19 protein-coding genes and 1 pseudogene are annotated in these 20,141 nt (G+C 44.4%); 4 read left to right on the top strand and 16 right to left on the bottom strand.

Annotated elements, in window-relative coordinates:
• The first annotated feature begins 287 nt into the window (after positions 1–287).
• Positions 288–515: a hypothetical protein gene (locus LJF29_RS08050; RefSeq protein ID WP_024121050.1), complete on the top strand. Its 228-nt coding sequence runs from the start codon at positions 288–290 to the stop codon at positions 513–515.
• 243 nt (positions 516–758) lie between these two features.
• Here LJF29_RS08050 and LJF29_RS08045 read toward each other — a convergent pair whose 3' ends face one another.
• Complete coding sequence (locus LJF29_RS08045) at positions 759–1,703, bottom strand: N-acetylmuramoyl-L-alanine amidase (protein WP_229147926.1); 945 nt, start codon at positions 1,701–1,703, stop codon at positions 759–761.
• Positions 1,704–1,783: 80 nt separating this feature from the next.
• Here LJF29_RS08045 and LJF29_RS08040 point away from each other — a divergent pair.
• A pseudogene (locus LJF29_RS08040) lies at positions 1,784–1,936 on the top strand (YciI family protein); the annotation flags it as partial.
• A 41-nt stretch (positions 1,937–1,977) separates the two neighbouring features.
• Here the strand turns inward: LJF29_RS08040 and phrA are convergent.
• Both phrA and rapA read right to left on the bottom strand, forming a co-directional pair.
• Positions 1,978–2,112 (bottom strand): phosphatase RapA inhibitor PhrA, encoded by a 135-nt coding sequence (gene phrA, locus LJF29_RS08035; RefSeq protein ID WP_010333880.1) that lies wholly within the window; start codon positions 2,110–2,112, stop codon positions 1,978–1,980.
• A complete protein-coding gene (rapA, locus tag LJF29_RS08030; RefSeq protein ID WP_079288553.1) occupies positions 2,102–3,238 on the bottom strand; it encodes a response regulator aspartate phosphatase RapA in 1,137 nt (378 codons plus the stop codon). Before rapA ends, phrA begins: the two co-directional genes overlap by 11 nt.
• A gap of 202 nt (positions 3,239–3,440) precedes the next feature.
• Between rapA and LJF29_RS08025 the strand changes: the two genes are divergently transcribed.
• Positions 3,441–3,905, top strand: coding sequence for a DinB family protein (locus tag LJF29_RS08025; protein ID WP_229147925.1), 465 nt, complete (start codon positions 3,441–3,443; stop codon positions 3,903–3,905).
• A 342-nt stretch (positions 3,906–4,247) separates the two neighbouring features.
• Complete coding sequence (locus tag LJF29_RS08020; RefSeq protein WP_044156273.1) at positions 4,248–5,012, top strand: sulfite exporter TauE/SafE family protein; 765 nt, start codon at positions 4,248–4,250, stop codon at positions 5,010–5,012.
• A gap of 37 nt (positions 5,013–5,049) precedes the next feature.
• Here LJF29_RS08020 and LJF29_RS08015 read toward each other — a convergent pair whose 3' ends face one another.
• The 13 genes from LJF29_RS08015 to LJF29_RS07955 all read right to left on the bottom strand — a co-directional run bounded on the left by LJF29_RS08015 (position 5,050) and on the right by LJF29_RS07955 (position 20,133).
• Entirely contained in the window at positions 5,050–6,543 is a 1,494-nt protein-coding gene (locus LJF29_RS08015; RefSeq protein WP_229147923.1) for a UxaA family hydrolase, read from the bottom strand.
• Positions 6,540–7,979, bottom strand: a complete 1,440-nt coding sequence (locus LJF29_RS08010) for a tagaturonate reductase (protein ID WP_229147922.1) — start codon at positions 7,977–7,979, stop codon at positions 6,540–6,542. Before LJF29_RS08010 ends, LJF29_RS08015 begins: the two co-directional genes overlap by 4 nt.
• A gap of 78 nt (positions 7,980–8,057) precedes the next feature.
• A complete protein-coding gene (locus tag LJF29_RS08005; protein ID WP_229147920.1) occupies positions 8,058–9,059 on the bottom strand; it encodes a LacI family DNA-binding transcriptional regulator in 1,002 nt (333 codons plus the stop codon).
• Between the two features lie 87 nt (positions 9,060–9,146).
• Positions 9,147–10,415 (bottom strand): MFS transporter, encoded by a 1,269-nt coding sequence (locus tag LJF29_RS08000; RefSeq protein ID WP_229147919.1) that lies wholly within the window; start codon positions 10,413–10,415, stop codon positions 9,147–9,149.
• Between the two features lie 45 nt (positions 10,416–10,460).
• Positions 10,461–11,297, bottom strand: a complete 837-nt coding sequence (locus LJF29_RS07995) for an SDR family oxidoreductase (protein WP_229147915.1) — start codon at positions 11,295–11,297, stop codon at positions 10,461–10,463.
• Positions 11,294–12,373 carry a mannonate dehydratase gene (gene uxuA / locus LJF29_RS07990; protein ID WP_229147913.1) on the bottom strand — a complete coding sequence of 360 codons (1,080 nt, stop codon included), beginning with the start codon at positions 12,371–12,373 and terminating at the stop codon, positions 11,294–11,296. Before uxuA ends, LJF29_RS07995 begins: the two co-directional genes overlap by 4 nt.
• A 23-nt stretch (positions 12,374–12,396) precedes the next feature.
• On the bottom strand, positions 12,397–13,416 hold the full coding sequence (locus tag LJF29_RS07985; protein WP_229147912.1) for a zinc-binding alcohol dehydrogenase family protein: 1,020 nt from the start codon (positions 13,414–13,416) through the stop codon (positions 12,397–12,399).
• A 4-nt stretch (positions 13,417–13,420) separates the two neighbouring features.
• A complete protein-coding gene (allD, locus tag LJF29_RS07980; RefSeq protein WP_229147911.1) occupies positions 13,421–14,434 on the bottom strand; it encodes an ureidoglycolate dehydrogenase in 1,014 nt (337 codons plus the stop codon).
• Positions 14,435–14,534: 100 nt separating this feature from the next.
• The gene (locus LJF29_RS07975; RefSeq protein WP_029441212.1) at positions 14,535–15,914 is read right to left on the bottom strand and encodes an MFS transporter; all 1,380 of its coding nucleotides are present in this window, start codon (positions 15,912–15,914) and stop codon (positions 14,535–14,537) included.
• Positions 15,915–15,992: 78 nt separating this feature from the next.
• Entirely contained in the window at positions 15,993–17,414 is a 1,422-nt protein-coding gene (gene uxaC / locus LJF29_RS07970; RefSeq protein WP_229147909.1) for a glucuronate isomerase, read from the bottom strand.
• A gap of 197 nt (positions 17,415–17,611) precedes the next feature.
• On the bottom strand, positions 17,612–18,790 hold the full coding sequence (locus LJF29_RS07965) for an NAD(P)/FAD-dependent oxidoreductase (RefSeq protein ID WP_229147908.1): 1,179 nt from the start codon (positions 18,788–18,790) through the stop codon (positions 17,612–17,614).
• A 39-nt stretch (positions 18,791–18,829) separates the two neighbouring features.
• Positions 18,830–19,246, bottom strand: a complete 417-nt coding sequence (locus LJF29_RS07960; RefSeq protein WP_010333866.1) for a DUF1641 domain-containing protein — start codon at positions 19,244–19,246, stop codon at positions 18,830–18,832.
• Positions 19,247–19,602: 356 nt separating this feature from the next.
• Positions 19,603–20,133, bottom strand: coding sequence for a cupin domain-containing protein (locus LJF29_RS07955; RefSeq protein ID WP_420709689.1), 531 nt, complete (start codon positions 20,131–20,133; stop codon positions 19,603–19,605).
• Positions 20,134–20,141: the final 8 nt, after the last annotated feature.

The following is a 20,141-nucleotide window of genomic DNA, read 5'->3' as shown; positions in this document are numbered from 1 at the left end:
CGGTCGATCAACAGGTGGATTACTCGGCAAAAAACAATCGTACACAAGCATATCAAGTTACAAGGCGGAAAACATGTTTACTCAAACGAGGCTAAACTATTATTACGTTTATTCAGCAGATTTTCTATTTTATGTCTTCATGCTTGCCAAATCTTTTAACAAACTGATGTAAGCTGGCACGCTATCTATTTAAAACAGCCTTTTTTTAATGACGAATACATATGACCATACCATCTCTTTTTGAATTCATATAATAAAACTGATCAAACATTAAAGGAGGAGTAAGCATGGGTTATTATAAAAAATATAAAGAAGAGTATTACACTTACAAAAAGAAGTATTACAAGAAGTATTATGACCATGATAAAAAGTATTATGATGATCATGAGAAAGATTATGACTGCGATAAAAAGTACTATGACCATGACAAAAAATATTATGACCACGGCAAAAAGTGTTATGATCATGACAAGCATGACTATGACTACAAAGTAGAATATAAAAAGTATTACTAAACCTTTACCTTTCTATTTCTTTTCCCCGGTGATCACCGGGTCTTTTTATTTTCTATTTTATTGCTTGAAGGTTTTGCTTTTTTAGATTTCTTATTAACTTCATGCCTTGCAAATTGTTAATAACTCTTAACATCCTTTTGTGGCGCGGCGCTCTCCTGCTGTGCCAAATCAAAAGCTTCTCGCTGCCGTTTGTATGTAAGGGAAAAAAGGAAGCTCTATTCAATTGAAGCTTCCTTTTTTTCATTATAGTTTTTGTTCAATTTTAGCTTTCGTTTTCGGCCCGTAAATGCCGTCTGCCGTTAATCCGCTGACAGATTGAAAGCGCTTGACAGCATTTGCTGTTTTTGGCCCATATACACCGTCCACCCCATGATTCTTCGCCCCTTTATCAGGATAAAAATATAGAGCTGCCAGTGCAGTTTGCACCTGCTTTACTTTTGTGCCTTTTGTCAGCGGGCTCGTTACTTTGATTATCCCGGATGGCAGCGGGTATGAGGATGGGGCATGGCTTTTAGAAGAAGCGGTCCCGGAAAGCTTGATCTCCTGTCCGACTTTAATGAGATTTGGATCAGTAATGTGATTGAAGCTTTGCAGTGTTTTCACACTCACACCATGTGATGCTGCAATGCCGGACAGCGTATCTCCTTTTTTTACATAATACACTTGCGCAGAAGATGAAGCTTTTTTCGCTGATACGCCACCGTTTAATTCCTTTTCAATTGCCGCCTTGACTTGCTCCCAGCGCCCCTCTGATAAAATGCGGTGCGGACAGTATTTACCGTTCCAGTCTTGGTGCTTTTTGACACGGTCAATTCCCCAGCCCCGCTCCTTCAAAAGCTGTGCCACAAAAGAGATCGCCAATGCCTCGGCTGCCTCGTACTTTGGGCCTCCCGATTTGCTGTAGCAAATTTCAACGCCGATCGACTTGCGGTTGCCTGTACCGTTTGTGCCGTCACCAGTATGCCAAGCGTTACGGTTAAGCGGCAGTCCTTGAATCACCTCTTTATCGTCAACCGCGAAATGAAAGCTTGTCGAGCTGGTGTTCCCGATCATGTAGCTGATTTCATTGGCAGCGGACGCGTCGTTGGCCGTGTTGTGAATGGTAATGTATTCAGCGGACATCGCATTCGGGCATTTCAGCGCGTACTTCGCCTCAGAAACCAAATTTTTCTTCACTTGAATGCTCACCTATCATCTCTCCTTTTTCTTTTTTCATTAATAGGTGGCATTCGTAGGACGTAAATATTGTGTCTTCCGTCACCTTCGCGCTTAATAATTTAGGCCCATTCAGCGACGCTACAGGCGGAGTTTTCGTCATCAAAGCTGGCTCACTGAAGAGGCGCCCGAAATCGGACAAGCTGATCCATTGGTGTCCAGCGGGCCCTCTAAAGCTGGCCATTAAGGAATGGAAGCTAAAATAAAAAAGACCCTTCCGCAACCGGAGGGGTTTTTTTCGTTATCATCATGTTTGATTACGTGCTGCAATATGAAATGTTTTTCCCTCTGTATCCGCTGTTTCTCCTGCATGGACCATCTCCTGAGTAAAGCTGAACACGACCGCAACGATTAACAAACCTGACATCCATTTAGATTTCATATAAACAATCTCCTCTCTGGATTTGTTTTTGTGCGTGCACCATTTTCTCATAAAAGGAAAGTGCTTTTTCAGGCTGTCCGTTTTCTATATAGAATTGGGCAGCATCATGCGCCAGCTCTTCAATGTAAGGATACAGCATATGTTCTTCGAGAAATTGAAAGGTGTGTGAGACTGATTCTGTGTCAATGTTTTTTCCGTATAACGCATGTAAAAATTGAAAAAGCTCCACGAATAATTCATCGCTATACTGACGGGCGATTTCCAATCCTTCACGATATTGCTTTTGCGCCTCGGCATCATTTTTTTGTTTATACAGAACTTGTGTTAATGAGTAGATAGAATGCGGAAGATTATCGAACTTTTCCGACTTGCAAATAGAAACAGATTTCTCAAAGTATTCGGCTGCCTTTTGCAGTTCACCCATTTTCTCGTAACAGTTTCCGAGATTGTAAAGGGCCGAACTGATCAGGCGGGGATTGCCTTCTTTCTTTGCAAGATCTAAAGCCAGTTCTAAATGGGGCAATGCTCTTTCTGGATACTGCATATCATCATAATTACCTGCAATAACGAATTCACATTGGATTCTGCGGACAGTGTACGTTTCATACATCTGATACGTTTCTAATGCCTGAACGGCATAGCTCATAGAGACATACGTCTGCTTTAAATTGTAAAAGATCTCAGCCATTTTAAAAGCAAATTCAGCTTTTTCAATGTCGTCTGACACAAGGGCAAGGTTCTTTTCTGCCCTCTTATAGTACATCATGGCACTGACAAACATTTTCTGCTTAAATTCATACATCCCGCGAAAAAAGTTAAAGTAGTACTCGAGCAGTCCTGTCAGCTTGTACTGATTCCCTTCGATGTCTTCTAATAATTCTGAAAACTCTAGCTGTGAGGTGTCCTCTCCAAAAGGCTTAATGTAATCCAGCATAACACGGTGCCTAAATTCCATTAGAGAATAATACAGCAGCAAATCTTGATCTTCTTCCATATCCTCGATTTCTCTTTCTACTTCGAGCTTGACCCGTTCTGCTTCAGCTACGTGAAACTGCCGGATATGGGTATACCATTCATTAATTTTAAGCCCGACATAAGAGGACGGAATAGTCTGCTTCATCCTCAATTAATCCCCCCTTTTATATACCCGAGATATGTCATATTTTATCATATTTACAAGAAAAAGAAGAACGCAAAAAGACCGCAATTGTCGAATTTCGGCTAACCGCAAGAATATACAATCACTTCTTAGCATATTGCTTGTTAATTTATGCCCATTGATATAGGATTTCATTGCACCATTTATTTTGAATATGGAGGAGATTCTATTGACCCAATCCACTCAAATTGTGAGTCACTTTTTGTCACATCGCAATGTGACGATTGAGCTGACAGAAAAAATCAGCAAAAATCATTACAGCTACAAACCGACGGAAACATCAATGTCAGCAGAAGAGCTGGTCAAGCACATCCTGACGACTTTCCATCTGTTCGCAAATGTCATTAAAGAAGGCAATGCCTCACCTTTTCAAAACAAGCAGGAAGAAACGGAAATGGATCTCAATGTTTTGGCTAAAACGTATACAGAAAAAACGGCTGCCATCCTTGAACAGCTGACTGAGGAACACCTTAACAGAGAAATTGATTTGACAGCTGCTTTCGGAAGAAAAGTCACTGGAAGCGCATTGCTTCAGCTCGCGCTGGAGCATGAAATTCACCATAAAGGCAACTTGTTTGTTTATGTAAGAGAAATGGGTCATACAGAGCTGCCGTTTTATCAGCAGCGTATGTAACCTAAAAAAAAGATACCTGACCTAAAGGTATCTTTTTTTATTGCCTTCGTTTCCTACCGCATCCAATACACACCTCGATTCCGAGTGACAGCCGGTATTGGCACATAGCTGGCTGAATGGTTGACCTAATTCAACCAAATACCGACCCGAATGACCTGTTTTAACCGGTCAAACTTACTCCCATCTCGTCCTGACACTCATTATAGGGCAAATGAATAAAGATATTGAGCATACAAAAATCAAAGAAGCATACGTACAAATATTCAAAAAATTTAATTGATTAAAGCGACCTAATCATATATAATCTGATAAAAATAGTCGGGTTTTCAGGAGGCCTTTATCATGAGTGTTAGCATCATTTTGATGGGTTTGTTAGTCGGTGTCTTAGTCGGATTGACAGGTGTAGGCGGAGCTGCGCTTTTAACTCCTCTTTTAATAGTGCTTGGAATCAATCCTTCCATAGCGGTCGGCACGGACCTTGTCTATAACTCAATCACCAAGCTGTTTGGCGTTGCGTCCCATTGGCGGCAGAAAACAATCAATTTTAAATTGGTAAAATACTTAGCCATCGGCAGTATTCCGAGTGCTTCTATAGCCATTGGCATACTTCATTTGTTCCCCGCCTTCCACCAGCATCAGGAAGAGATTATTAAACACGCTCTTGGTTATGTTCTGACCCTAGTTGCCATTTCGATCATCGTCCGCCTGTTTCTGGACAAAAAACTTCGCCCGAACCGCTGGCAGCTGATGCCGCTAGAAGATAAGCGAATGCTTACGATTCTTATCGGTGTCGTGTTTGGATTTATCGTCGGCTTAACATCGATCGGTTCCGGCTCGTTGTTTGCGATTGCTATGCTGTACTTATTTAAAATGAAAACATCCGACATTGTCGGAACCGATATTGCGCATGCTTTTCTGCTCGTTACTGCGGCAGGTATTTTAAACGCAAGCTTCGGGAGCGTTGATTATTTGTTAGCGGCCAATTTGCTTATCGGTTCCATTCCGGGGGTGCTGGTTGGCAGTCATCTCTCACCTAGATTTTCACCCCGTCCGCTGCAATTTATTATGGCATCCATTATCTTAATCAGCGGACTAAAGCTGATTTAATCAAGAAAGGCTATCCTTTACAGGATAGCCTTTCTTGTTATAGCGTCACACCCGATTTAAAAATAGCAAGCTCTCTGAAGTCATTTTTTTCGTGATTCACAAGCTCTCCGCTTGCAACCTTCGTGATATAATCGATAAACTCTCGAAGCACAAATTCCTCATGAACATCATCCTCTGCTAAGAGACCTGCGTTAAAATCAATCCAGTGCGGCTTCGTCTCGTACAGCTGTGTATTCGTCGCCACCTTTACTGTTGGAACAAAAGTGCCGAACGGCGTGCCTCGCCCCGTTGTAAACAGGACAATGTGGCAGCCCGCCGCAGCCAATGCGGAGGAAGCGATTAAATCATTGCCTGGCGCGCTCAAAAGCGTCAGTCCGTTTGTCTTAAGCACTTCTCCGTATTTTAATACATCTGAGACAGGAGAAATCCCCGCTTTTTGCGTGCAGCCCAGCGATTTATCCTCAAGGGTGGAAATGCCGCCTGCTTTGTTGCCTGGCGAAGGGTTTTCGTACACCGGCTGATCATGTTGTATAAAATATTGTTTAAAATCATTGATTAAATCGACAATCCTATGGAATACCTCTTCATTGGCAGCCCGCTGCATCAGCAGCGTTTCCGCACCGAACATCTCCGGTACCTCCGTCAGAACCGTGCTGCCCCCTTGCGCGATGATATAATCAGAAAACCGTCCGAGCAATGGGTTCGCTGTGATGCCGGAAAAACCGTCAGATCCCCCGCATTTCAACCCTATTTTCAGTTCAGAAAGCGGGATGTCTTCCCGTTTATCCCCCTTGGCGGCTTCATGGATGTCCTTCAGCAATGCGACACCTGCCTCCATTTCGTCTGTCACCGACTGGGATTCGAGAAACTTCACCCGATCCTTGTTGACATCCTGAAGCGCTTTTTCCATGGCTGCCAGCTCGTTATTTTCACAGCCGAGCCCCAGCACCAAGACACCGCCGGCATTTGGATGGCGAATGGCGTTCAGCAGGATTTGCCTAGTATTTTCATGATCATCGCCAAGCTGTGAGCATCCGTATTGATGTTTTAACACTAACACATTGTCAAACGGGGCAATATCCCCCGTTTCTCTGACAAACCGCTGAAGCATTTTTTCGGCAATTCCATTGACACAGCCGACGGTTGGCACGATCCATAATTCATTGCGGACACCGGCATTTCCGTTTTCTCTTCTATATCCTTTAAATGTCCGGTTCTCATGCGTGTATGGATTTTGTTCAAATCTCGGTGTATAACTGTACGTTTGAATATCAGATAAATTTGTTTTTGTATTATGAACATGAATATGCTCTCCAATAAAAATATCTTTTAACGCATGCCCGATCGGAAACCCGTATTTGATGATGCTGTCGTTTTCCTTTATATGCTGCAATGCAATCTTATGCCCTCTTTTAATATCATCTTTTACTTCAATCATCACGCCGCCCGCATTCAGCCGCTCTCCCTTATGAATATCACGCAGAGCAAGCAAAACATTATCCTGTCTATGAATCTTTATAAATGATTTCACAGCACTCTCCCCCTTTGCAGACAGCATTGTTCAAGAGCCCGCTCCATTCCCAGTTCATGAATATGATTCAAGTACTCAGCGACTCTCTCAGTCAGCTTCGGAATCTCATTCAGATTTGCTCCCCACAGCCATTGTTCTCCTAATAAGGCTGAAGCGATACGAAGCATATCTCCGGTCTCCTGATTCCAAACCTCTTGGAAAAATCGAAGAACAGCCGGGTCATCCTGCATTTCCCTATTCCGATAACTATACAGAAGCGCGCTGAATGAAAACACTAAACGTGCAGGAAGCTGTCCCTTCTGTTCAACATATTCCTGAAGGGTCGGCAGGTTTCTCGTTTTGAATTTTGACACTGAATTCAGTGCGATGCTTTCTACATAATGTTTGATGTACGGGTTTTTAAAGCGATTCAGCACATCCTCCGCATATTGAGTAAGCCCTTCCATTTTCAAAACAGGAAGTATTTCATCATGAATCAGTTCCTCAACAAAGCGCCCCACTGCCGGATGTTCAACTGAATCACACACCGTTTTCAAACCGTATAAAGAAGCCACTGGCGTCATTGCCGTATGCGCGCCATTTAAAATTCTCACTTTTTTCGTCCGATATGGGGTCAGATCACTGACAATCTTTGTATGGAGACCGGCTGCCGCAAAGGGCAATTCTTCTCCAATCCAATTCGGCCCTTCAATCACCCATAAATAATACTGTTCTCCCACAACAACCAGTTCATCTTGATAGCCTAATTCCGCAGTGATCTCATCAATGCTGTCTACAGGATAACCGGGAACAATGCGGTCTACTAAACTATGACAAAACGTGTTGGCATTCTGAATCCATTGCGTAAACCTCTCTTCCAGCTCCCATAGATCAGCATAATGCAGAACCGCTTCCTTTAGCTTTTGCCCGTTATTTTCAATCAGCTCACATGGAATCAAGACACACCCTTTTGTCTCGTCTCCGGCAAAAGCCTGGTAGCGAAAGTACAGAAAAGCTGTTAATTTCCCTGGAAATGTTTTTTGCGGCCTATCCTCTAAGCGGTCTTCTTTCTCACAAACAATACCAGCTTCGGTCGTATTAGAAATGATAAAACGCAGCTCTTCGCTTGAAGCCAGCTTTTTGAACTCGTCATAGTCGGAAAACAGATCAATCCCGCGGCTGATTGAATTGATAATCGTCTTTTCGTTTACCGCTTCCCCATCCTTCATTCCCTGTAAAAAAAGAGTATACAAGCCATCCTGGTCATTTAATCTATTGATTTTCTCTGAGCCTCTCGGCTGTACAACTGCGACACTTCCATTGAAATCAGTATGCCGATTCAATTGTTCAATTTGCCAATCGACAAACGCCCGCAGAAAATTCCCTTCCCCAAATTGGAGAATCCTTTCTGGATACTGTGTATAGCCTTCGTACAATTTTTTATTCAGCTTTTGCACCGTCATTGCCTCCCTTTCAGATATATGCACACGTTAACATTTTTCTGTATAAAGAATGCCCGCTGGAAAAACGGGGCATCATGTCGTGACATTTTTTACAGAGTCACGCACCATAAACTCTGTGTTTTCAAAGATTTTTTCTGCTTTTGTATCAGGTGTGCTGATCAGCGCCAATAATTTTTTTGCACCGAGCACGCTGATTTTCTCGACAGGACGTTTCACTGTTGAAAGCCTTGGTGTAATATATTGCGAAAAACCAATATCATCAAATCCGATGACAGATATATCATCAGGCACGCGCATCCCCTTGGCAAATATGGCATTCATTGCTCCGATCGCCATGTCATCATTCGAACAAAAGACAGCGGTTGGCGTGTTCGGAAGCGCCAGCAGACGTTCCATCGCCTGAAAGCCGCTCTCCATATCGTATTGCCCTTTTATACTGTATTCCTGTTTAATCGGGATATGATGGCGAATCAGCGCCGCTAAGTAGCCTTCCTTTCGCTGCTGAGAGGATTTAAATCCTTCGATTCCCTCAATGATTGCGATGTCTTGATGTCCGTTTTTAATCAAGTATTCTACAGCTTCCTGAGAACCTTCCTTGTCATTGGACAATATGTTGGTAATGCCCCTGTCATCGATATCCCGGTTCAGCACGACGAGCGGGATCTTTTTTTCCTGAATATGATAAATAAAAGAATTATCAATATCACTTTGACTCATTAAAATAATGCCGTCATATCTCATTGGTGTTACAGAATCATAGCTTTTTAGATCATCAATGCCGCGCACATACAGGTTGTACTCCTCGCTGATCGCCTGGTTTACGCCTTTTATGGTATCAGCGAAAAAACTGTGTGAGGTTCCGTTTGTGATGCTTGTAAAGAAAAGCCCGATCGTATGGGATTTTTGCATTGCAAGGCTTTTCGCATTCACATTCGGTGTATAGTTGAGCTGGGATGCAAGCTCCAATATTTTTTTCTTCGTGTGTTCTTTAATATAAGGGCTGTTATTGAGTGCTCTGGAAACGGTTGTATGGGATACGTTTGCAAGTTTTGCGATATCTTTAATGGTTACCATCTATTTCCCTTCCTTATCATACCGGCTGCGATTAGTTATTACATATTGTATCATCAAACACACCGCCTCTCCCACCATATTTCCAGATTAATAAGAAACCGTATCATCAGCATGCGTTCCGGCAGTGCTGCCGATGATCGGCCGCACAAAACGGATGACAGCCAGCGAAGCGAATACAGCCAGCCCTCCGGCTAGTAAAAATGCGCCAGAAAAAGTACCTGTCCGGTCAACAATAAAGCCGGTCAAAGCGGGACCGATGATGCCTGCGGTGTTGGCGAGAAAATGCATGAATCCGCCAACAGAACCGACATTCTTTTGATCGACTACATCCTGAATAACAGCCCAGTAGATCGCACCCGTCAAATATAAAAAGAAGACGGACAGAGCCACGAGCGTAACAGCGCTTACAGTTGTGGTGACAAGCCCAGCCAAACCAATCAATACCGCGGAAGAAAACAAACACGTGACAAGCACGACTTTACGCGAAAACAGCACGCCTTTCCGGACTGTTTTTTTGTATACATAATCAGAAACAAATCCCCCGGCTGCCAGGCCGATAAATCCTAAAATCCACGGAATGACTGTGATGACACTCATTGACCCAACACTTAATCCCCGCTCCTCGACAAGATAGCTCGGAAACCACGTCAAAAAGAAGAAGAGGATGTAGTTGTAAGCGAAAAAAGCAAACGCCGTGAACAAGACTGTTTTTTGTTTCAGATAAAAGGTCAGCGGAATTTTCTCCTCGGGAGCGGCTTCAACTTTCATCGCAGGTGCATTGCCCATTGGCCTAGCCGGCTTTTCTTTTACGAATTTTAACCAGAGAAATGCCCAAATCAATCCGATGATCATGATCAGAACGAAGGAAACCTTCCAGCTGAATGCAACGGCGATCATGCCGACAATTGGGCCGGAAATGGCTCCGCCAAGGGGCGTTCCGCTATTTGTGACTCCGACAACAGACGCCCGCTGAGTCGGCGGGAACCAGTTATTGACCATTTTATTGATGGTCGCCGAAAGCGGCCCTTCCCCCATTCCAAACAAAATTCGTATGATCAGCAGGCTGACAAAGCCAAAAGCCAAAGCAACTGCTCCGCTGAACAACGACCAAACGACCATGGCCACAAATAAGGTCAGTTTTGCTCCATAGCGGTCAGATGCCACACCGCCAAGAAAATTGAAAACGGCATATCCAATCGAAAAACTGCTGAAAATCAAGCCCATTTGTGTAGCGGACAGTGTGAGATCATCCTGAATGAATGGAGCTGCAATGGACAATGCCGAACGGTCTAGATAGTTAATTACACCAGCCAGGAACAAAAAAAGGATGACTGGAAGCTTATCTTTTGAAAACATCTCAACCTCACCCCTATGTTGGTTCAGTATCTGTAGCTGCTTTCGTCACACTCCTGAATAAGCCATAAACCCTCCATCGACAGGAACGGTAATGCCGGTGACAAAGCCTGAATAGGAATCATCCGCCAGCCAAAGAAGCGTGCCGAGCAGGTCCTCTGGTTTTCCAAAGCGCTTCATCGGTGTTCCCGCAATAATCTTTTTAGAGCGGTCTGTAAAGCTTCCATCCTTATTGATCAGCAGATCGTGATTTTGTTTTGTCAGAAAAAAGCCTGGTGCGATTCCGTTAATCCGCAGTCCGGTTTCCGCAAAATGAACAGCCAGCCACATTGTGAAGTTATTGATTGATGCCTTGGCCGCACTGTACGCCGGGACCTTCGTCATAGGTGAATAAGCACTCATTGATGAGATATTTACAATGGCCGGTGAGTCTGCCTTCAGCAGTTCCTTTCCAAACACTTGGGTAGCCAGAAATGCCCCAGTGAAGTTGGTTGAGAAAACAGTTGAAAATCCGTTTTCATCCATGTCAAAGAATGATTGCCCTTCTCCCTCGTCATCATATGTCTCCACATCAGTAATCGCAGCGGGATGATTTCCTCCTGCTCCGTTAATTAACAGGTTGACAGCGCCAAATCGGCCAAGAATTTCAGTCTTCGCCTTCTCAAGCGACGTCCTGTCCAGCACATCAGCAGAAACGGAATATGCCGTACCGCCAGCTTCTGTAATGTCCCGCACAACCTCTTGGCCTGTTTCAGCTGACCGGTTCAGTATCGCCACCTTCATACCATGGCGGGCAAGCTCCCGGGCCATTGCCGAGCAGAGCACACCGCTACCGCCTGTGATAACAGCAACTTTACCTGCCAGCCGATGATGAAGAGGAATCATAATTCCACCTCTTTTTTCGCCATTGATTCGTACGCGTCCCACAGTCCGTTCAAATACATAATGCCTAAAGCGCGATCATATAAGCCGTAGCCTGGACGGCATTGCTCTCCCCAAATATGGCGACCGTGATCCGGCCTGACATATCCGTTGTAACCCTGCTTGTGCAGTTCTGCCATAACCCCTTGAATATTAATCGAACCGTCCTTTGTCAGATGAGATGTTTCAATAAAATCGCCATTTTCAAAGATCTTCACATTGCGGATGTGTGAAAATGGAGCGAGTCCGGCATATGTTTTAGCAATTTCCATCATGTCATTGGCGGGATTGGCTCCCATTGAACCGGTACATAAGGTGATGCAGTTAGAAGGTGAATCTGATATGGCCCGCAGCTTCTCATAGCTTGCCTCTCCTGTGATAATACGCGGCAATCCGAAAATCGGCCAAGGCGGGTCATCCGGATGAATGGCCATTTGAATGCCGTGCGCTTCAGCAACCGGCAGAATTTCCTTCAAAAAGAACGATAAATTGTTCCAGAGCTGTTTTTCATCGACCGCCCTGTAGGCCTCAAACAGTTCTTTGATCTGAGCCATTTTTTCAGGCTCCCACCCCGGGAGTGTCAGGTCAGACGCGTCTTCCACCGTCCGGATCAGCTCTTCAGGCTCCAGGCTCTCTACTTTTACTTTTTCAAAAAACAGAGCGGTTGAGCCGTCTTCCAGCGGACAGAACATGTCGGTGCGCGTCCAGTCGAAAATCGGCATAAAATTGTAGCAAATCACTTTCACGCCAAAAGCAGACAGATTGCGGATGGTCTGCTTATAATGTTCAATGTACCGGCCGCGTTCTTCGCTGCCCAGTTTAATCGCTTCATGAACGTTCACGCTTTCGACAACCTCCGCATGAAAACCATGGGATTGTATATATTCCGTCTCGGCTTTGATTTCTTCTATTTCCCACACTTCCCCGACAGGTTTATGATGGAGGGCCCAGACGATGCCTTTCACCCCGGGAATTTGTTTCACATGTTCAAGTGTGACTGTATCATTGCCTCGTCCATACCATCGAAATGTCAAATTCATCCTGCACCTCCGAATTGAGCCTTTTAATCAAATGTGATCACTGCCTTCCGCACCTGGTCGGGATGCTCCTTGATAAATTGAAACGCGTGATGGACATCATCAACTGAAAACGTATGGGTGACGAGCCCGTTATGCGCTAACCGGCCTTCATTCAGCAGCTTTACAACCTTCGGAAACTGATTTGTCTGGAGTCTTGAGCCGGTAATCGTGACTTCTTTTTTTGTAATGGGGAGCTGAGGAATATGTGACGCTCTCTCATCAAATCCAAGCACCACCACACGCCCTGCCGGAGAAACGACATCAACAGAAAGCTCAAAAGTCGCAGGGAGACAGACTGCATCAATGACTACATTGGCTCCTTCACCTCCCGTCCATTCCCGAACCCGCTCAGCCGCATGTTCTGTTTGAACATTCACAACAGCGTCCGCACCGTTCTCAGTGGCAAATGCCAGCCGCTCATTATTTAAGTCGGTTATCATGACGGAAGCACCCGCAAGCTTTGCCATTTTTAACACACAAATGCCGATAGGACCCGCTCCCTGAATCAGAACGCGATCGCCCTTTTCTACCTGTCCACGCCAAACGGCTTGGGCACCTATCGAATAAGGCTCGGCCATCACTGCCTCCTCCCAGGGCAGCTCTTTTGAAACGACGTGAAGCTGCTTTTCAGGAAGCACAACATATTCCCGCATCCCGCCATCTTCATGAACGCCAAACACAGAAAGCTTCGCGCAAACATTCGGCCGGCCTTTACGGCAGGCATAACAGTTTCCGCAATAAGAAATCGGTTCAATCACAACATGGTCGCCGACTTTCAGGCCTTTAACATTCGCACCAACCTCCTCCACCTCTCCCGTTACCTCGTGTCCGATTACTCTCGGAAGGGTCGCAAGCGGATTCGTGCCATGATAAATATGCATATCAGAACCGCAAATTCCGACTCGTTTTACTTTGACGAGCACCTCATCAGCCTTTGAAAGAACAGGCTTTTTCATGTCTGCTGTCACCAAATCATACGCTTTTCGCACTTGAACCGCTTTCATTTTCTCACCTGCTTTTTAAAAATTCATACACGCTCCGAGCAATTGAAATCCCGTGCTTCCTGTTTCTTTCCTCATGCAGCTGCTCCAATTCGCCAGGCACATAGACGCGCTCGACTCCTCTAGCCGGAGGTGATTGCTGCAGTTCATCAAGCATGGCGTCCATCTGCTCTAAAAACATATCTTGTCCGGTAAAATAGGACGGATGGATCGCGCAAACATAATGTCCAAGCTTCCTATTTTGATCAAGATCGCCGTACATTTTAGCGATATGCGGCCCAAAAGCCGCTCCAGCCAGCAAGCCTGAAAACACATCCACCACAACAGATAGCCCGTAGCCTTTAGGACCTCCGAAGGTTGAAAGTGAGACGACCTTGTGAGGGTCTGTTACCGTCTCTCCGCTTTCATCGACTCCCCACCCTTCTGGTATTTGTGTGCCCTCTTCACGCGCCTGCAGAATCTTTCCAAATGCCACTTTTGACGTCGCCATATCTAGGATAAACGGTTTTTTATGCTTTGCCGGCACCCCATAAGCAATTGGATTCGTGCCTAAAAAAGGAGACCTCCCGCCAAACGGGACTACAATACTGTCAGTATGAGACATAGCGATTCCGATCAGTTTTTTCTCAGCCGCTTTTTGCACAAAATAACTTAACGCTCCGCAATGGCTGCTGTTTGTCGCAGTGACCATGCCAACACCATTTTTCATTGCCATTTCAATGGCATGAGCCATCGCCTTATCGGCAATCACATGGCCGAACCCGTCATCACCGTCCAGCACTCCTGTCACCGGACCCGTTTCGTTAAAAACGGGACGCGCTTTTGGATTGATGCCTCCAGCCCTGAGCCTGTTCACATAATGTTCTGTTCGCAAAACACCATGAGAATTTACATTGCGTAAATCAGCGTGTACGAGCACGTCTGCCACTTTTTCGGCATCTCGTTCATTCAAATTGGCGCCGATCAGCTTTTGCTGAACCAGTTCCTTCGCTTCTTCAGCGGAAATCGTTACCGTATTCAATAAAGAGCCTCCTTTCCTTCAGTTTCATCACTTAGCGAAAACCCTTACAAATTATTTTTACTTGCAAACTATTCAAAATATTCTATATAGGATTGTTTGATCAGTTTCTATGCTGAAGCTCCTCGACAATCTGGGCATGCTGCTGATCTGTTAGTTTATAAAGAAAACCGATAATAATCATAGCTAATGCCAAAGCAATGGCGGGATACAGAAGAAGAAGCGCTTTAATGCCGATCAGCGCCTGTGCCGTCTGGGCTACGTTCGGCATATATCCGACAAGTCCCAATCCGATCCCCGAGAGAAATCCAGACAATGACTGGGCAAGCTTCCGGGAGAAGTTAAAGAGGGAATACGTCGTTGCTTCTTTCCGCTCACCGGATTTCCACTCGCCATAGTCAATGATATCTGAGACAAGCGCCCACGTAATGCCATTGGGAATACTGATTCCGATAAACGCGATGCTTGCAAGGATGGTAAACACATATACATTTGAAGGAAGCATAAAGTTGATCAGGTCCGCGGCAACGCTGATGCCGAAACCGATCATTGCGGTTTGTTTCTTTCCAAACATCTTGACGAGCTTTGGCAGAAACACGACGCCCAAAAAGGAAGAACCAATAATGATAAAGTTCATATAAGCCATCAGTTCGACATTGCCTAGGTTATATTGTGCGAAGTATACGAGCATTGCGGATTTAATGTTGTATGCGGAAATCGAAAAAATGGTCATCAGGACAAGGGTTAGCAGCGGTTTGTTCGTTATAAACGTTTTGACGACAGATGAAAATGTTAATTTCTCTTTTGGCGCTTCCGCAATAACAATACGTTCCTTGCAGTTGCGATAGCAAATATAAAACCAAAGCACACCGAGAACAGCAAACAATCCCATGACCACCGGGTAGCCTACCTTCGGGTTATCAAACTTGACGAGCAGCGGCATGACGGCCACGCTTGTGATAAACAAAGCCCCGAGTGAGCCGATTTGGCGAAAAGTAGAGATAGATGTCCGATCTTCGGTATTTTGAGTCATCGCTGCTCCTAATGAGCCGTAGGGAATGTTTACAAATGAATAGCCCACGCCCCACAGCATATAGGATGCATACGCATAAATCAGCTTGCCTGTCGTTGATACATTCGGGGACAGAAAAATAAGAACAGTAAGCACAGCAAGAACAATACTGCCGATTAATAAATAAGGCCTGAATTTCCCCCGCCTGCCGATATTTTTGCGATAATCAATTGATGAGCCGACAATCGGATCTGTAATCGCCGCAAACAGCTTGCTGACTAAAAAAATGCCCCCCGCCATTGCAGCCGGAATTCCCGCTACATCAGTGAAATACTTCAATAAATAAATCTGACCGAGATCAAACATAAAACCGTTGCCAAAATCACCAAAACCATAGGAAATTTTCTCCTTCAGCGGTAGCCTCTTCTCCGTTTCAATCGACACAACCTTATTTTCCAGTTCTGCTCGCATCTTCCACCTCTGTGTCTTAAGAATTTTCGATGAGATATCCGCTCAGTATGACCCAGGCTATTCTGAGCGGAACCTCTTTTATACGTTTGCCTTCTCTTCTTGAAATTGAAAATATTGTTTCGCATTGTGATAGCAAATGCCTTGTACGATACCGCCAAGAAGCTCCATATCTTTCGGCACTTCACCGTTTTCAGCCCATTCGCCGATCAGATTGCAGACAATCCGTCTGAAGTACTCATGGCGTGTATACGACAAAAAGCTTCTGGAATCAGTCAGCATGCCGATAAAACGGCTGAAAAGCCCGACATTTGACAACGCTTTCATTTGGTCAAGCATCCCATCCTTGGAATCGTTAAACCACCATGCTGTGCCGAATTGTATTTTCCCAGGCGTGATGCCGTCTTGAAAGCTATTGATCATGCTGGCAATGACATAGTTATCATTTGGATTGAGCGAATATAAAATCGTTTTCGGCAGCTGGTTTTTCATTTCAACGGAGTTCAGCAGCCTGTACAAAGGCTTCGCAATTTCTTCGTCATTCATAGAATCATAGCCTGTATCCGGTCCCAATTTCTTCATCATTTTCGTATTCGTATTTCTGAGTGCATTGATATGAAACTGCATCGCCCAGTCAAGCTCAGCATACAATCCGCAAAGAAATTGAAGCGTATATGTCTTGAATTTCTTCTCATCTTCGCAAGAAACCTGTTCCCCGTTTAATCTTGCGGTAAAAATGAGGCCCGCTTCCTCTTTGTCCGTTTCGGCATACACCATTGAATCAATCGCATGATCAGATACTCTGCCGCCGACTGAATGGAAGAAACGCACTCGTTCTTCAAGAGCCTTCAAAAACTCATCATAGGTTGTAATCGACAGTGACGCAGCCCTTTCAAGCGCCTGCACCCAATCCGGGAAGCCTTCGCGATTGATTTCCAGCCCTTTATCCGGCCGAAATCCCGGCAGCACACTGACAGGAAAATCTTTTTCCTCTTTTAATAAGAGGTGGTATTTGAGAGAATCGACAGGGTCATCGGTTGTGCATACTACTTTCACATTGGATTTCACAATGAAATCCCTTGCCCCGAAGCCTTCTCCTTGGAGCAGTTCATTCGTCCGTTTCCATATAGCCTGCGCGGATTTCTCATTTAAAATCTCATAAATTCCAAAAAAACGCTGCAGCTCTAAATGAGTCCAATTGTAGAGCGGATTGCCGATCGCCATCGGCACGGTTTTCGCCCAAGCCATAAATTTCTCCTCATCAGTCGCATCGCCTGTAATGTATGTCTCATCAATCCCATTGGCTCTCATGATGCGCCATTTGTAATGGTCTCCATACAGCCAGGCTTCTGTGATGTTTTGAAATCTCTTATTTTCATAGATTTCTTTCGGGCTTAAGTGGCAGTGGTAATCAATAATCGGCATGTCTTTCGCATAATGATGATAAAGGTTGACAGCGGTTTCATTTTTCAGCAAAAAATTTTCGCCCATAAAGGGTTCCATGTCCTCACCGTCTTTCATTCTATTTCAAAATGTTAACGTTAACATTTTGATATGATTTTATTTTACCTTTATATTCCTCTGGGATCAATCTCTTTTTTGAAAATGAAATGTTACCGTTAGCAAACTAAATAAAAAAGACATTGCCGGAAAGCATCCCGAAAGGAACGCTTTGGCAATGTCTGAACCACAACAAAGGATTAGTAAGCCAGGCTGAATAGTCCTTTAATGTGTGTTAAGTAGCGAACGTTACTTGCTTCTTTCATCAAGGAAGCAGGAAGACCTTTAAGCGGTGTAGAATTAGCACCAATGATGGCAACCGCATCTTTGCGTCCAAGACTTGCAAGTGTACCAGAGTTTACTGGCTGGAATGTTTCAAGTGTTTTTCCTTCTAAGTAAGCGAATAGGTTGTAACCGATCAGCTCACCCATTTGCCATGCGATTTGTGCAGTTGGCGGAAATGGACGGCCGTCTGGACCAAAGTAAACTGCGCTGTCTCCAGCAACGAATACATCCTCATGTGATGTAGATTGCAGGAAGTCATTTACTGTCGCACGTCCGCGGTTCACTTCAAGGCCTGATTCACCTACTAATGGGTTACCTTGTACGCCGCCAGTCCAAACAAATGTGTTGGCAACCACTTTTGATCCGTCTTTCAGATCAATTACGTTTCCTTCTACATTTGTAACAGGAAGGCCTGTTAAGAACTCAACGCCGCGTTTTTCAAGACTTGCAGTAGCACGTTCGATAAGATCATCCGGAAGAACAGGAAGGATTTTCGGACCTGCTTCAACCAGTTTCAATTTGATTTCTTTATGATCTACGCCGTATTTTTTCGCAAGGTTCGGCATGATGTCAGCAAGCTCACCGACAAGCTCAACGCCTGTTAAGCCGCCTCCGCCGATAAGGATTGTTGCATCTGCTTCGTTTTTCGTTTTAGAGTACTCACGCACACGGTCTTCAACATGTTTGAAGACTTTGTTCGCATCAGCAGCAGATTTAAGAACCATGCTGTTCTCTTTAAGTCCTGGGATGCCGAAGTAAGCAGTGACAGAACCAAGGCCTACTACTAGCGCATCGTAAGTTAATGTAGAACCGTCAGCAAGCGCAACCTCTTTTTTATCAACAGAGAAAGAGCTGACTTCCGCGATTTTAAGATCAATGTCTTTGCCTTTGAAAAGTTTTTCTAACGGCATTGCAACCGCTTTTTCAGACACGTTGCCTGCTGCAAGACGGTGTAATTCCGTAATGATTTGGTGAGTTGGGTATTTGTTTACCACTGTCACGCGTGCTTGTTCTTTTGTGTAGTGTTTGCGAACTGTTAAAGCAGAAAGAACACCGCCATAACCAGCGCCTAAAATGACAATATGTTTTGACATCGTATATCCTCCGTCCTTTATATCAATTTGAATCTGAGATTATTTTTGTTTTTCGTTCATGATTTCAAGGTAGCTGTTAGCAAAACGGAACAGCTTTTGAGCTTGAGGATCTTTCAGCATGCGCAACAGGCCGAAAAGTCCAATCGTTTCGTTGCTAGCATCCGCGCGGTCTTTCGCTTCGATTGCAGTCGCAGCCACTTCTTTTGCTGTTTCTTTTACAGGCTCAAGAATTTCAGTGATCGCACCGACTGTATCGCTTTTCAATACTTCGTCAGTCGCAACAGACTGAGCGAAATCATAAGACTTCGTTAAAATATTCACTAACTCAGTCAGCTTTGGAAGCTGGTCAACTAAAACAGTCAGTGATTCTTGAACTTCTGGCTTTAACAGCTGATCAATAAGATCTTGCTGGCTTTGGCTGACAGACGCATTTGTTTGATCGATTGTTTCTGGCATATCCAATTCTCCTTTACTATAAGCAGTATGCTGATTTTTTGGAAAGGGTAGTGCCTCTCCCTGATCTCATGTTTGAAAGCATGAGAAGAAGGATTGTGAATTCGTGCACAATCATTCGCAAAAATAAATGTTTACTACCCAGTTTTTCATCTTGCCATATTCAGTATTATTTTTATCTCAAAAATAAACCATTGAATAAGTCAAAATCCTTTACTCTCTCTGAAAATAGCAAACATAAAAAACTCCAATTTGATTACCTTCTATATGATAACACTTTTTGAACAAAATTTGAACGTGAATTGCTTCGATTATGAAATTAATTTATATGGTGCCCGTGTCATAACATTTCTTCAGCACTAGTTATTGACAATCCAACAATTTTCTCCCCTGCGACTTACCCATATGTCCAATAGAGGTTCTCTTTTTCCTGTAACTGGATCCAATGCCGGAAGTACTGCTTGCTCTATATTCTCTATTGCAGCCGCTCTTTCATCCGGCTTTCCCGTCTTTATATCATACCGAGAACCTTCTGGATAAGCGCCGATCACGGTAAAATCCGGGCTCGCGCTTAGCTTTTTATGTCCGACGCCGGCTGGAATGACCGCTGCGTCGCCCGTTTTGATAGGAATAGCAGCTCCATTTTCTCCTCCAAATTGAATAACAGCCTCCCCTCGGACTGCGATTAGGACTTCATGCGTGTTGCTATGATAATGATGGTACGGAAAAACACTGCCCGACCAGCTGTTTAGCCAGCCATGCCGGTTGACGATCCGCTCTGCCAGTTCAGCACGTCCCATAAAAACACTTTTATAGATAACGAGCGGAAAATCAGGGTGATTTGGAATCCTTCCGTCATCCTGAAAAAAGTACGTTTCTGTTTCCATCATTTCGCCTC

This window comes from Bacillus sp. LBG-1-113, assembly GCF_020708615.1.
In the GTDB taxonomy this organism is placed as follows: Bacteria; Bacillota; Bacilli; order Bacillales; family Bacillaceae; genus Bacillus; species Bacillus mojavensis.
The sequence above is the reverse complement of the archived record's forward strand: the minus strand, read 5'-3'. Positions and strand labels throughout refer to the sequence as shown.

Excerpts from the sequence above, each read along its gene's own strand:
- LJF29_RS08020 (WP_044156273.1), top strand. The coding sequence starts at position 4,248 with ATGAGTGTTAGCATCATTTTGATGGGTTTGTTAGTCGGTGTCTTAGTC.
- LJF29_RS07955 (WP_420709689.1), bottom strand. The coding sequence starts at position 20,133 with ATGATGGAAACAGAAACGTACTTTTTTCAGGATGACGGAAGGATTCCA.
- LJF29_RS07995 (WP_229147915.1), bottom strand. The coding sequence starts at position 11,297 with ATGATTCCTCTTCATCATCGGCTGGCAGGTAAAGTTGCTGTTATCACA.
- LJF29_RS08050 (WP_024121050.1), top strand. The coding sequence starts at position 288 with ATGGGTTATTATAAAAAATATAAAGAAGAGTATTACACTTACAAAAAG.
- LJF29_RS07965 (WP_229147908.1), bottom strand. The coding sequence starts at position 18,790 with ATGTCAAAACATATTGTCATTTTAGGCGCTGGTTATGGCGGTGTTCTT.
- LJF29_RS07975 (WP_029441212.1), bottom strand. The coding sequence starts at position 15,914 with ATGCGAGCAGAACTGGAAAATAAGGTTGTGTCGATTGAAACGGAGAAG.
- uxuA (WP_229147913.1), bottom strand. The coding sequence starts at position 12,373 with ATGAATTTGACATTTCGATGGTATGGACGAGGCAATGATACAGTCACA.
- LJF29_RS07960 (WP_010333866.1), bottom strand. The coding sequence starts at position 19,246 with ATGCCAGAAACAATCGATCAAACAAATGCGTCTGTCAGCCAAAGCCAG.
- LJF29_RS07985 (WP_229147912.1), bottom strand. The coding sequence starts at position 13,416 with ATGAAAGCGGTTCAAGTGCGAAAAGCGTATGATTTGGTGACAGCAGAC.
- phrA (WP_010333880.1), bottom strand. The coding sequence starts at position 2,112 with ATGAAATCTAAATGGATGTCAGGTTTGTTAATCGTTGCGGTCGTGTTC.
- LJF29_RS08005 (WP_229147920.1), bottom strand. The coding sequence starts at position 9,059 with ATGGTAACCATTAAAGATATCGCAAAACTTGCAAACGTATCCCATACA.
- LJF29_RS08000 (WP_229147919.1), bottom strand. The coding sequence starts at position 10,415 with ATGTTTTCAAAAGATAAGCTTCCAGTCATCCTTTTTTTGTTCCTGGCT.
- uxaC (WP_229147909.1), bottom strand. The coding sequence starts at position 17,414 with ATGGAACCCTTTATGGGCGAAAATTTTTTGCTGAAAAATGAAACCGCT.